The organism is Streptomyces sudanensis, assembly GCF_023614315.1.
GTDB classification, from domain to species: domain Bacteria; phylum Actinomycetota; class Actinomycetes; order Streptomycetales; family Streptomycetaceae; genus Streptomyces; species Streptomyces sudanensis.
Genome location: NZ_CP095474.1, coordinates 3,949,310 through 3,961,649, shown reverse-complemented (window position 1 = coordinate 3,961,649; position 12,340 = coordinate 3,949,310). Strand labels below are relative to the sequence as shown.

The window sequence follows — 12,340 nt, the reverse complement described above, 5'->3', positions numbered from 1 at the left end:
GCCGGAGGCGGGCCGGTCCCGTCTCCGGCCTGGCCGCGCCCGGTCCCGTCCGGCCCGGCCCGCACGCTGCCGTCCGGCCGCGGCGCCGCGGGCCTCCCCTCCCGGCACCCGTCCGCCCGCGGGACGGGCGCGCGGTACGGGAAGCGGCGCGGCGGACACCGGAAGCGTGACATCCGGACCGGGCGCGGGCCCGCCCGGGCGGCGGGCAGGCGGGGACGCCGGGGCCGCCCCTGACGGGGCCCGGGAACCCCCNGGTCGGCGACCGGCCGAGGAGGGGCGGGGTGTCGGTGCGCGCGACGCGGGCCGCGGCGTGCTCCGCGTCGGCCCGGCGGGTGGCGGACGGGGGCCTCGTACGCCCGCTCGTCGAACGGTCGCGGTAAGTTCACGGTTTTCCACAATGCCCGAGCGCGGAAGCCACGTGCCAGCCTGTGACTGCCGCCGCGCCCGGCAGTCGGGCCGGTGCGGAGCCGGCCCGCCAGAGGCGCCCGGCTGTTCACAGGGAGCACCCAGGAAGGGTATTTGTCATGCTCAGGAGAATTCGCACGGCTTCGCTCTGCGCCGCTCTCGCCGCCGCGGTTCTCGCAGGCGGCGCCGCCCAGGCACACGCCGCCCCCGCCCAGGCGCCCGCCTCCGCGGTGTCCGCGGTCCAGAAAGACGCTTCGGCGGCTCAGATCTGGCAGTGGGCCGGCCGGTACGAGTCGTTCGTCGCTGCGGAGGCGGCGTACTACGTGCTGTACGGCATCGGAGCCGCCGTCGCCCACCGCATCGAAGAAATCTACGTCAACGGCGTGAAGGTCTGGGAGCTCTACATCCAGTGAGCCGCCCGGCGTCGGCATCGGACCGCGCCGCCCCCGTCCGAGAACAAGGCGGGCGCGACACACGCCCGCTCACCCTCCTCGAAGAGAGTTGGCACACCCATGCAACGTACGACCTTCACGGCCGATCTGCGCCGCGCGGCCTCAGGAGTTCTCACCACCGCCCTGATGGCGGCCGGAGCGGTCACCCTGGCCCCGTCCGCGCAGGCGGCGACCGGGCAGACCGGGCAGCAGGCTGCCACTGAGCAGCGTCCGGCCGCCACCAACGGGACGAAGGCCGCACAGGGAGCCGCCGCGGCCCGCTCCACACAGGTCACTCTGGGCAACTACACCGGACACGGCCTGACCAAGACGTGGGAGAAGCTCGACCACGGTTGCTGGACGAAGGACATGCTTCCGCCCGACTACATCCCCAACGGCAGGGTGCCCAGTTGGGCGAGCGAGTCCTGCGGGTTCGCGACCGGAACCGAAGGCAGGGCCGTCTACGCGATCGCCGGCGGGGGCGAGATCAGCCTGCACTGGAACAACCCCTACGTGGGCAGCAACAGCTACAGCTGCTTCGTCCCGGACGGCTACACCTGTTCCCGGACCGGCGGCAGCGGGGACAACGCCCAGGTGCGGTTCGACGTCCGGCCGAAGTCGCAGCTGACCCAGGCCCGGACCACCGCGGCAGTGCCCGGCGCCACCGCCGCCCGGAGCACGACCGTCAGCCTGACCAACAACTCGGGGACGCTGCTCACCCGTGCCGGCTCGAACCTGCACTGGGGAGTCTGGTCCGACGGCCTGCTGCCCCCCTCCATGGTCCAGCCCGGTGTCACCGCGAAGTGGGGGAGCGAGTCGGAAGGCCTCATGACCGGCACGGAGGGCGAGGTCACCTTCGACGTGGCCGGCTCGAGCAACAGGCTCAGGGTGTACTGGAACAACCCCTACTGGGGCAGCAACAGCTACAGCTGCTCCGCCCCCGCCGGGTACAAGTGCACCCAGCAGGGTGGCACCGGTGACAACGCCGCGGTCTCCTTCACCCTGTCGAGGGCCTGACCGCTCCCGGGCCGTGCCGGCGCCCCCGCCCGGAGCGCGGGCGCCGGCGCCTCGGACGAGCGCGGTCGGCTCCTCGACCGCGCCGCCGGTCCCCGCCCCCGGGAAGGGACCGGCGGGCGGGGACCTGACCGCGCGTACGTCACGGAGCCGGCCGATGCCCCGCCCCCGCGGTGAGGAGGCGCCGGTCCCCGGCACGGCCGGGTGGCCGGCGTCCCTCGGGAACGGCACAGCAGGGCCCCGGAGATGCGGCTCGGTCCTCCGGAGGGCCGAGCCGGTCCGTGCGCGGCCGAGCCGACCGCTTCGGCACCCCGTCGGCGACGCCGCCCGGAACCCCCTGGCCCACCGCACGCGGCATCCGGTCGCCGGCGGGCGGACGGCACCGCGCCGCTGGAAACGGCGGGGCGTCGTCGGCACCCCACCCACCCCGGCAGGTGGCGGTGGACCCCGGCGGACGGGGTCGAGCCGTTCGCCTTCAGGCCGCGCCGGGCCGAGAAGGCCACCGCCACCGCTGCCGGGTGGTTCGGGCTCCCCCGCACCGCGCCCCCGGTACGGGAGGAGCCGTCGGCGGAGGCCCGGGACGCGGAACTCGTCGACGGCCCGCTTCGGTCGGCGAGCGGTACGGAGAAACGCGCCGACGGCCGCACCGGTACCGCGCTCCGTACCGACTCGCCCCTCACCGCGCNCCCGGGCCCCGGGCCCCGGGCCCCGGTCACGCTCGCGGTTCCCACCGCTCCAACGCCGCGACCAGTTGGGTGCGCCGAGCGATCCGCAGCTTCCGGTAGGCGCTGGTGAGGTGCGTCTCCACGGTGCGGCGGGTAAGGCACAGCGCGGAGGAGATCTGGGCGTTGGTGTGCCCCACCGCCGCGAGTTCGGCCACGCGTCGTTCGGCGGGAGTCAGTGCGTGCCCGTCGCCCCGGTTCCGCACCCCGCTCTCGCGCAACGCGTCCTCCGTCAGGGCGAGGAGGCGGCCGGCGGCGGCCGGCGCTCCGGCTTCCGGAACGGGTGCCGCCAGCCGCAGGGCGACGGAGTGCGCCTCGCGCAGCGTGTCGCGGCCCTTGCGGCCGTTGCCCGCCCCGAGATGGGCCCGCCCGAGGTCGACCAGGAGTTCCACGAGCTCCACGGGCGCGGAGCTCGGCCTGAGCAGCTCGGCGCCCTCGGTCAGCGAGGACAGGGCCAGTCTGCCGCCCACGGCCGCGGCGTACGCGCGCAGTGCCCGGCCGACGGTACGCGCGGTGCCCCAGGTCCGGGCATGGCGCAGTTCCTCCTCGGCCAGTTCCCGGGCCTCCTCCCGCCGCCCGAGCCTCACCAGGGCGAGCGCCGCCCCGGAACGCCACGGCACGACGGCGGGATTGACGAAGTCGTAGGCGTTCTGACCGGCTCCGCAGGTCATGTAGTCGTCGAGGGCCGCCTGCCAGTCGCCGTCCGCGGCATGCAGCAGGGCCCGCGTGTGACCGAGTTCGTTCCACTCCCGGGAGTTGTCGCCGCCGGGCGGCCCCATGCGGGTCACGGCCTCCCACGCCCGGGCACGCCGGCCCGTCTCGCGTTCGGCGGCCGCCACCACGGCCGCCAGGTGCGGCAGCCGGACACCCTGCCCGGCGGTCGCCTCCACCAGGGGGGCGTTCTCGGCGATGACGCGGTCGAACTCCCCCGCCCAGAGCGCCGCCCCGGCCCGGACGCCGAGCAGACGCTGAAGGCCCACATCCGTCAGGTCCGGGGGGACGGGCGGGGCCGGCAGGCACAGGCCGGTCAGCTCGCGTGCCTCCTCAAGGCAGTCCGCCCACTGGAGCAGGGTGGCCGCGCTGCCGAGCCATGCGGTCCGCAGGCGCGGATCGACCGGCGCCGTCAGCCGCGGCCGGACCCGCGCCAGCGCTTCGGCCGCCGAGCAGAGACCTGCTCCGGCTTCGTACTCGGTGATCAGTCCGCACACCAACGGCTCGATGGCGGGGTGTGCCGTCGGGGCGAGCGCGCGCAGGCCGGCGACGGCCCCGCGCCACGCGTCGTTGTCGTGCGAGGAGACGAACGCGCCGAGCGTCTGCAGTACCTGGACGAGTTCGTCGTCGGCGGTACGGCCGGCCTGGCGAAGAACCCATAACGCTATCCCCGATTCCCTGCCGGCGACGAGGGCCGCGCTGAGGGCGATGGCCGCGGTCGCACGTTCTCGGGGATCGGTGTGCAGTCCCAGTCCGGTATGGAGCCTGCGGATGCCGGCGGTCGCGTTGTTCGGAAGCTCCAGGGCACCGAGGCGCATGGTGAGGTCGGCCCGCAGGTCCGGATCGAGCGGGGCGCTCAGGGCGTGGCGCAGATACAGCGCGGACTCCGCGACGCGACCGGCGCGCTTCGCCTCCTCGGCGGCCTCGGCCAGGGAGCGGGTCATCCACGCCTCACTGGGCCGGTCCACGCGCAGGAGCCGGGAGGCCACGGCCGTCGCAGGCGCACCGCTCTCGTCGAGCAGTCCCGCGATGCGCGTGTGCAGCGCGGCGATGTCCTCCGGGTCGGCAGCGGCGAGGACGGCTTCCCGCGCGAGGGGGTGGCTCATCAGCTCGCCCAGATACCGCACCGAACGCCCGCACGGAGAGCGCCTGGACGTACGGTGGCCGGAGAGCCGGCGGAGCAGGTCGGGGTCGGCGGGCTTTCCTTCCTCGGCCAGGACGGCGAGGGCGGGGTAGGCATCACGTGTGAACGGATCGGTCTCCCGTCTCAGCCAGCCGGCGATCGTGTCGCGGTAGTGGACGTGTGACGGGGCGGACGACGGGTGAGGAAACGGTTCGCCACCGAGGTCGGCGACGAGCGCCCGCGCCAGGGCCGGGTTGCCGGCACTCGCCTCGACGCAGGTCGCGATGTCCTTTTGGTCCAGGCCGGCGGCTCGGGCGATGCGGGTGACGGCGGAAACGCTGAGGGCGGAAAGGGCGACAGCCACACCCGTGGAAGGCGGTAAGAGCGCCGGAGCGGAGGGATCGGCGCGCTCGGTGGCCACCAGCAGGACGGGGATCTCGGCGATACGGCGCGCGAGGTAGCCGATCCAGCGCCGCGACGGCTCGTCGGCGTGGTGAAGGTCGTCCACCGCGAGGAGTACCGGCCGCTCGGCGGCGGACCGGGCCAGGCGCGTCGTCAGCCCGTGGAACAGCCGCTGTTCGTCCGGCCCGGTCAGCACCGAGAAGGGAACGGCTTCGTCGTCCGTGAAGAACTGCCGGACCAGCCCGAAGGGAAACGCCGCCTCCTCCAACGCGCCGCGCGCGCGTTCGACGCGCATGGAGCCGTCACCGACCTGTTGCCGGACGACCGCTTCCAGCGCGGCAGTACGCCCCATGCCGGCCGCCGGCGCCGAAAGCAGAACCCAGCGTCCTTCGCCCGCTCGCACGGCCGCCGCGGCCGCAGCCGCCGCGCCGAACACCTCGTCGCGTTCCAAAAGCATGTGCTGTCCGTTCCCTTCGTCATCTCGGTGCCGCGGTACCGGTCCGGAGCAGTGCCACCCGTCCGAATGCCGGATTCCCCGGCCGCCGGGGCCGTCTTCTTTCGGGAACACCGTGGGCGTCTCCCCTGAGGGATTCCCGCCACCGCGCGAGCCGGCTCCACGGCCGGTCGAGAGCCGGGCGCGGGTGCCGCCGGCGAGGGGTCCGCCGGGGTCGTCGAACAGACTCCGCTCCTCCGGGCCGCGCTGCGCCCCTGCCGGCGGTCCCGCACGTGCGCCCCGAGCACGAGGGCCGATCAGGCGGCCCTCACCCGGCCGGTGGCGGAGCTCTCATCCGGCGCCGCCCGAGCGGCCGGGCGGCGCCGGGTGGCCGGCGGGCTGCCTGCCCTCGGGCCGGTTCCGGCGCGACCATCCCTCATGCGGGAACCGGCCCTGCGCTCCCCCGGGCCGACCATGACGGCACGCGCTCGCCCGGTTGCCGGTGCGGCGGACGCCCGTCGCGTTGCCGGTGCCGCCGCCGTCGTCCGGCCGAAGGCGAAGGCGGGGGAACGGGTGCCGGGCGCGCGAACCGGGGAAGACCACGCCGTTCGAGTCGAACAGGGGCGAACCCGGTGGCGAAGCCGTCCGTGCTTCCCCGGGTACCGGAGGACGTGCGGTCGTGCCGGCGCCGTGGCCCTCCCCACCGTCGCGCGCGGAAAGCGGCTGCCCGGCCACCGGCCCCGCCGCTGTCTTGTGGACGTGCTTGCCGAGCATGCGCGGTGCCCTTTCCGGTGCAACGGCCCCCTTCGTTCCGGGGCGTCCTCCTGAGCCACTCTCACCGCCGGCGCTAATGCCCCGGTAACTGCCCGCTGTCGTACGGGGGCCGTGCCGGGGTGGCCGGACTCGACGCACGTCGGCGCTGCTGCACCCCGCAGGCGCCCGCAGCGAGGCCGTACAGCGGCCCGGTCGTGCCCCGCGCGCTGCCGGCCTGTCCCGGCCCGCCGGGCGTGTTCCTCAGCGGGGCTGCCGGCGCAGGTGCCGCCAGACCGCCTTCGCGGCGTTGTGCCCGGACATGCCGTGGACGCCGGGGCCGGGCGGGGTGGCGGAGGAGCAGAGGAACACCGCCGGGTGCGGGGTGTGGTGGGGGCGGAGGGTGAGGCGGGGCCGCAGGAGGAGCCGGAGGCCGGCGGCGGAGCCGCAGGCGATGTCGCCACCGACGTAGTTGGCGTTGTGGGCGGCCATCTGGGGCGGTCCGGCGGTGGCGCGGGCGATGACCAGGTCGCGGAAGCCGGGGGCGAAGCGTTCGAGCTGCCGCTCGATCGCGTCGGTGAGGTCGCCCTCCCAGCCGTTGGGGACGTGGCCGTAGGCCCAGAAGACGTGCTTGCCGGCCGGGGCCCGGCCCGGATCGACGAGGCTGGGCTGGGCGGTGATCAGGAACGGCGTGCCGGGGGCCGTGCCGCCCGACGCCTGGCGCAGGGCGGTGCCGATGTCCCGGCCGAGCGGGCCGACCTGCACGGTACCGGCGCGGCGGGGCTCCTCGGCGGTCCAGGGGACGGGGCCGTCCAGCGCGTAGTCGATCTTGAAGACGGAGGCGCCGTACCGGTAGCCGTCGTAGAGGCCGCCGAGTCCGGCGATCCGGGCGAGCGCCGTGGGCGAGGTGTCGAAGACGTACGCGCGGGCCGGGGGCAGGTCGTCGAGCCGCTTGACCTCGTAGTCCGTGTGGACGGCGCCGCCGAGGTCCTTCAGGTACGCGGCGAGGGCGTCCGAGATGGCCTGGGAGCCGCCGCGCGGCAGGGGCCAGCCGTTGGCGTGCGCGGCGAGCGCGAAGACGAGGCCGACGGCGCCGGTCGCGAGGCCGCCGAGCGGGGCGATGACGTGGGCGACGAGCCCGGCGAACAGGGCGCGGGCCCGTTCGTCGCGGAAGCGGCGCATCAGCCAGGTGGCCGGGGGCAGGCCGGTGAGGCCGAAGCGGGCGAGGGTGACCGGGTCGCGGGGCAGCGCGGTCAGCGGCAGCGACATGAAGTCGCGGGCGAGGGTGTCCCACGCGCCGAGGTACGGGGCGACGAGGCGGCGGTACGCGCCGGCGTCGCGCGGCCCGAACGAGGCGGCGGTCTCGGCCACGGACCGGGACAGGACGGCGGCCGTGCCGTCGTCGAAGGGGTGCGCCATGGGGAGCGGCGCGTGGAGCCATTCCAGGCCGTAGCGGTCGAGCGGCATGGCGCGGAAGGCGGGCGAGCCGATGCCCAGCGGGTGCACGGCCGAGCAGGGGTCGTGGCGGAAGCCGGGGAGGGTCAGCTCCTGCGTGCGGGCCCCGCCGCCGACGGTGCCCTTCGCCTCGAACACGGCCGTGGAGAAGCCGCGGCGGGCCAGTTCGACGGCGGCGGTCAGCCCGTTGGGGCCCGCCCCCACGACGACGGCATCGAGCATCGACGGCACCTTCGGGCTCCTTCGTCAGCCGGCGGCCAGGACGGCCAGGACCGTCAGGACGGCCAGGACCGTCAGGACAGGATAGGACGCCGCGTCAGGCCACCCGGTGCCGGGCGGCCGGGCTCCCGGCCTCCGGGCTCCCGGCCTCCGATCTCCCGGCCCTCTGATCTCCCGGCCCTCCGGCCTCCCGGGGGCTTCCGGGCGGTCGGAGGCTCCCGGGCGGTCGGGCGGTCGGGCGTCCGCCCGGTACGTCACTGGCGGCGGAGGAGGGCGGCGACGCGCGCGGCGGTCGCCGCGTCCCGGGCCGCCGTGAACGGCAGGGCGTTGCCGCCGGTGACGCGGAACGGGACGCCGTCGATCGTGCGGTGCGTCCCGCCCGCCTCCGTGACCAGCAGGAGCCCCGCCGCGTGATCCCAGGCGTACTCCCAGGTGAAGGCGACGGCGTCGGAGTCGCCGCGCGCGACCGCCAGGTACTCCAGGCCCGCCGAGCCGCACGGCCGGGGGACGACGCCCCCGGCGGCCAGCCCCTCGATGGCGCGCTTCTGCGCGGGCGTGGTGTGGTCGGGGTGGGACGTGGCGACCCGGAGCGCCGCGCCCGGCTCGGGCGCCCCGGCCAGCAGGGGTGCGCCGTTCAGCCGGGCGCCCCTGCCGCGTACGGCGACGGCCGTCTCGCCCCGCGCTGGCGCGTGCGTCCAGGACGCCAGGAGCTCCCCGTGCCGGGCGAGGGCGACGAGGGTGCAGAAGCCGGGCTCGCCGCGGACGAACTGGCGCGTGCCGTCGACCGGGTCGACGATCCACACGGGCGCGTCGCCGCGCACCGCGTCGTACGCGCCCGGGTCGGCGTGGACCCCCTCCTCGCCCACGACGGCGGAACCGGGCAGCAGCGCGGCCAGGGACTCCGTCAGGCGCCTCTCGGCCTCGCGGTCGGCGACGGTGACCAGGTCGTGCGGGCCGGACTTCTCGTCGACCTCGTGCGCGGCCAGTTTCCGCCAGCGGGGCATGACCTCCTCGTCCGCGGCCGCGCGGATCGCGTCCTCGACGGCGGACAGGAAGCCGGTGTCGTCCAGAAGATCATCGATCATGTGTCCATCACACCACGTCCCCCTGACGGCCGGGGTTCCCGGACGGTGACGCCCCGGGGCGCGGGCGGCTCCCGGCGTAACCCGCCGTTCCCCGGGGGTTCGCCGCCGGCGCCCGGCACGGCCGCCGGCTCCCGGCCCCGGGCGGGAAGGTCGCCGCCCCCGGGGCCGAGTACCGCCCCCCGGGACCGGAGCCGCCCCCCGGGACCGGAGCCGCCCACCGGTGGCGCCTGCCGGTGGCGCCTGCCGGGGCGGGCGGGAGTCCCGCCGCCGCTCCCCCGGGGCACCACGGGCGCAGGGGCGCCCCGGTCGGGTGGACGACCGCGAGGCGACGCGGAGCCGGGCGTGTCCGCGCTGCCCGGCGAGGCGGGCCGGGCGGGGCGTCCCGTGCGTGTCCGCCGTCCCCGGAGAGGACCCCCGCGCCGGTCGCGCCCCGCGCCGGGGCCGCCACCGGCGGGGGGCCGCCGCCGGGGCCCGGCGACGGTTCTCCGTACTCGCCGCCCGGGGACGGAGGCGGCCCGCCGCGCGGCCGGTCCGCGCCCCGGGCGGGGCGGTCGCGGTCGCGCGGCGGGCCGCCGGCCCGTCCGTGGGGGCTTCGCTCAGCCCAGGACCTTCCGCAGGGACTCCAGGGCGGACTCCAGCTCCTCCTGCGTGATGGTCAGCGGCGGCGCCAGCCGGATCGTGGAGCCGTGGGTGTCCTTGACCAGGACGCCCTCGGCCATGAGCCGCTCACTGATCTCCCGGCCCGTGCCGATCTCGGGGTCGATGTCCACGCCCGCCCAGAGCCCGCGGGCCCGGTAGGCCGTGACGCCCGCGCCGGTGAGCGCGGCCAGGCCGCGGTCCAGGACCTCGCCCAGCTCGGCGGCCCGGCGCTGGAACTCGCCGGTGGCCAGCAGGTCCACGACCGCCGAGCCGACCGCCGCCGACAGCGGGTTGCCGCCGAACGTCGAGCCGTGCTCGCCGGGCCGCAGCACGGAGAGCACGTCGCGGCGGGCGACCACCGCGGAGACCGGGATGATGCCGCCGCCCAGGGCCTTGCCCAGGAGCACCACGTCCGGCACGACCGCCTCGTGCTCGACGGCCAGGGTGCGGCCGGTGCGCCCCAGGCCCGACTGGATCTCGTCGGCGATGAAGAGGCACCCCGCGCGCCGGGTCAGCTCGCGGACACCGGTGAGGTAGCCGTCGTCGGGGATGACGACGCCCGCCTCGCCCTGGATGGGCTCGATCAGCACGGCGGCCGTGGTCTCGTCCACGGCGGCTTCCAGCGCGGCGAGGTCGTTGTAGGGGACGACGCGGAAGCCGGGGGTGAAGGGCCCGAAGCCGGCGCGGGCCGTCTCGTCCGTCGAGAAGCTCACGATCGTCGTCGTGCGGCCGTGGAAGTTGCCGTCGGCGACGACGATCGTCGCCTGGTCCGGTGCGACACCCTTGACCTCGTACGCCCACTTGCGCGCCACCTTGACCGCGCTCTCCACCGCCTCGGCGCCGGTGTTCATCGGCAGCACCATGTCGAGGCCGATCAGCGCGGCCACGCGCTCGGCGAAGCCGGCCAGCCGGTCGTTGTGGAAGGCGCGCGAGGTGAGGGTGAGCTCGTCGAGCTGGCGGTGCGCCGCCTCGATGAGGGCGGGGTGGCGGTGCCCGAAGTTGAGCGCCGAGTAGCCCGCCAGCATGTCGAGGTAGCGGCGGCCCTCGACGTCCTCGACCCAGGCGCCCTCCGCGCGGGCGACGACCACGGGCAGGGGGTGGTAGTTGTGCGCGAGGACCGGGGCCTCGGCGCTGATCAGTTCCGCCGACGAGCGGGTCTCGGAGGCGGGGATGGCGGCGGTGGTGGGAGCGGTCATCAGCGGATCTCCTGTGTGCAGCACTTGATGCCCCCGCCGGACTTGCGGAACTCCGACAGGTCGACGGGGACGGGGACGTAACCGCGGTCGGCGAGCGTGTCGATCAGGCCCTGGGCCTGGGGGGCGATGAAGACGTGGTGGCCGTCGGAGACGGAGTTGAGGCCGAAGGCCAGGGCGTCCTCCTCGCTGGCGATCACCGCCTCCGGGAAGAGCCTCCGGAGGACCTCGCGGCTGCCGGGGGAGAACGCCTCCGGGTAGTACGCGACGTTGCCGGCGCCCGTCACGTCGTCCCGGCCGCCCGCCTCGTCGAGGAGGAACAGGGCGGTGTCCAGGTGGTAGAAGCGGGGGTCGACCAGCTGGAGGCTGACCACCGGCGTGCCGAAGAACTCCTGCACCTCGTGGTGGGCGTCCCGCTGCGTGCGGAACCCGGTGCCCGCCAGCACGTACCGGCCGGTGGGCACGAGGTCGCCCTCGCCCTCGCAGACCGCCGAGGCGTGGTGGACGTCGTACCCCGCCTCCTTGAACCAGGCCGCGTACGCCGCCGACTCCGGCTGCCGCTCGGGGGCGTGGAAGGAGGAGCCGAACACCCGCTCGTCCATGACGAGGGCAGCGTTCGCCGCGAACACCATGTCGGGCAGGCCCTCCACCGGGGCCACCGTGTCGACCTTGTGGCCGTGGTCCTGGTAGACCTGCACCAGGTTGTTCCACTGGTCGTGGGCGCGCGAGCGGTCCACCCGCTCCTCGGGGTTCATCCACGGGTTGATGGCGTAGTGCACGTCGAAGTAGCGCGGCTCGCACATCACGTAGCGCCGGGCGCGCCAGTCACGGTCGAGCGAGGCGGGTCTCACGGGCACAGAGGGTTCCTCCGCTTTCTGCGATGCCGAAGGGGGTGCTCCAACGGTAGGAAACGGCACGTGCGCGCAACAAGAACGAAGGGCTGCGCCCATGTGCAGGAATGCTGCGTGGATCAACGGGTCAGAGCACGTTTCCTGCGCCGCCCGGCGCGCCGCCGGGGAGGGCGCCCGGCGCGGACTCGCTGGCCCCGGCCTCCGGACTGTCCGGCAGCAGGTGCGACAGGACCATGTAGCTGATCGTCTTGCGGATGAAGGGCTCGCTGCGGATCCGCTCCAGCACCTCCTCGAAGTGCTCCACGTCGGTGGCCCTGACGTGCAGCAGCGCGTCGGCGGCGCCGGTCACCGTCATGGCCGCGGCGATCTCCGGGTACTTGCGCGCGACCTCCGCGAGGCGCCGGGGCGGGGCCGCGTTGTCGCAGTACACCTCGATGTACGCCTCCGTGCGCCAGCCCAGCGCGGACGGGCGGACGGTGGCCCGGAAACCGGTGATCACATCGGCCTTGCGCAGCCGGTCCACCCGGCGCTTGACCGCGGTGGCCGACAGGCCGATGGCCGCGCCGATCTCGGAGAAACTCGCCCGGGCGTTCGCCATCAGGGTCGCGACGATCTTCCGGTCGAGCTCGTCGAACGGCATGGGCTTGGCTGTCATGGCAGGCGATCTTCTCCTCGTGCCGCCCCGGGGGCGGCGGTCTTCCGCCTCCATCTTGCCCGAGCGCCGCATCTTCGCGATCCGTACCCGGACGCCGTGCTTCCGCGCTCCGGGCCCGCATGACGTGGGCGGACCTCGCGGACGGGAGCCTCCGGGCGGGCCGGGAGGCGGCGGGCGGCGTACGGCACGGCTGCGGGACGGACGGCTGCGGGACGCACGGGAAGGGNNNGGCGGGGCNGTACGGCGAAAAGG

At 75.5% G+C, this 12,340-nt stretch carries 8 protein-coding genes; 2 read left to right on the top strand and 6 right to left on the bottom strand.

Translation table 11 applies throughout. The annotated features are described in order from the left end of the window. The first annotated feature begins 524 nt into the window (after positions 1-524). Both MW084_RS18215 and MW084_RS18210 read left to right on the top strand, forming a co-directional pair. The gene (locus MW084_RS18215; protein WP_010473665.1) at positions 525-818 is read left to right on the top strand and encodes a hypothetical protein; all 294 of its coding nucleotides are present in this window, start codon (positions 525-527) and stop codon (positions 816-818) included. A 99-nt stretch (positions 819-917) separates the two neighbouring features. Then, positions 918-1,853, top strand: coding sequence for a hypothetical protein (locus MW084_RS18210; RefSeq protein WP_078571988.1), 936 nt, complete (start codon positions 918-920; stop codon positions 1,851-1,853). A 709-nt stretch (positions 1,854-2,562) separates the two neighbouring features. Here MW084_RS18210 and MW084_RS18205 read toward each other — a convergent pair. From MW084_RS18205 to MW084_RS18180, 6 genes are all read right to left on the bottom strand, one after another. Next, positions 2,563-5,265 carry a helix-turn-helix transcriptional regulator gene (locus MW084_RS18205; RefSeq protein ID WP_078571986.1) on the bottom strand — a complete coding sequence of 901 codons (2,703 nt, stop codon included), beginning with the start codon at positions 5,263-5,265 and terminating at the stop codon, positions 2,563-2,565. A 990-nt stretch (positions 5,266-6,255) separates the two neighbouring features. After that, positions 6,256-7,677: a phytoene desaturase family protein gene (locus tag MW084_RS18200; RefSeq protein WP_010473660.1), complete on the bottom strand. Its 1,422-nt coding sequence runs from the start codon at positions 7,675-7,677 to the stop codon at positions 6,256-6,258. Positions 7,678-7,919: 242 nt separating this feature from the next. Beyond that, a complete protein-coding gene (locus MW084_RS18195) occupies positions 7,920-8,750 on the bottom strand; it encodes an inositol monophosphatase family protein (protein ID WP_010473659.1) in 831 nt (276 codons plus the stop codon). A 596-nt stretch (positions 8,751-9,346) separates the two neighbouring features. Beyond that, a complete protein-coding gene (rocD, locus tag MW084_RS18190; protein ID WP_010475119.1) occupies positions 9,347-10,585 on the bottom strand; it encodes an ornithine--oxo-acid transaminase in 1,239 nt (412 codons plus the stop codon). Beyond that, positions 10,585-11,385, bottom strand: coding sequence for a dimethylargininase (ddaH, locus tag MW084_RS18185; protein WP_050986859.1), 801 nt, complete (start codon positions 11,383-11,385; stop codon positions 10,585-10,587). The genes rocD and ddaH overlap by 1 nt, the downstream gene beginning before the upstream one ends. Before the next feature lie 175 nt (positions 11,386-11,560). Then, positions 11,561-12,088, bottom strand: a complete 528-nt coding sequence (locus MW084_RS18180) for an Lrp/AsnC family transcriptional regulator (RefSeq protein WP_010475115.1) — start codon at positions 12,086-12,088, stop codon at positions 11,561-11,563. Positions 12,089-12,340: the final 252 nt, after the last annotated feature.

Excerpts from the sequence above, each read along its gene's own strand:
- MW084_RS18215 (WP_010473665.1), top strand. The coding sequence starts at position 525 with ATGCTCAGGAGAATTCGCACGGCTTCGCTCTGCGCCGCTCTCGCCGCC.
- MW084_RS18210 (WP_078571988.1), top strand. The coding sequence starts at position 918 with ATGCAACGTACGACCTTCACGGCCGATCTGCGCCGCGCGGCCTCAGGA.
- MW084_RS18205 (WP_078571986.1), bottom strand. The coding sequence starts at position 5,265 with ATGCTTTTGGAACGCGACGAGGTGTTCGGCGCGGCGGCTGCGGCCGCG.
- MW084_RS18195 (WP_010473659.1), bottom strand. The coding sequence starts at position 8,750 with ATGATCGATGATCTTCTGGACGACACCGGCTTCCTGTCCGCCGTCGAG.
- rocD (WP_010475119.1), bottom strand. The coding sequence starts at position 10,585 with ATGACCGCTCCCACCACCGCCGCCATCCCCGCCTCCGAGACCCGCTCG.
- ddaH (WP_050986859.1), bottom strand. The coding sequence starts at position 11,385 with ATGTGCGAGCCGCGCTACTTCGACGTGCACTACGCCATCAACCCGTGG.
- MW084_RS18180 (WP_010475115.1), bottom strand. The coding sequence starts at position 12,088 with ATGACAGCCAAGCCCATGCCGTTCGACGAGCTCGACCGGAAGATCGTC.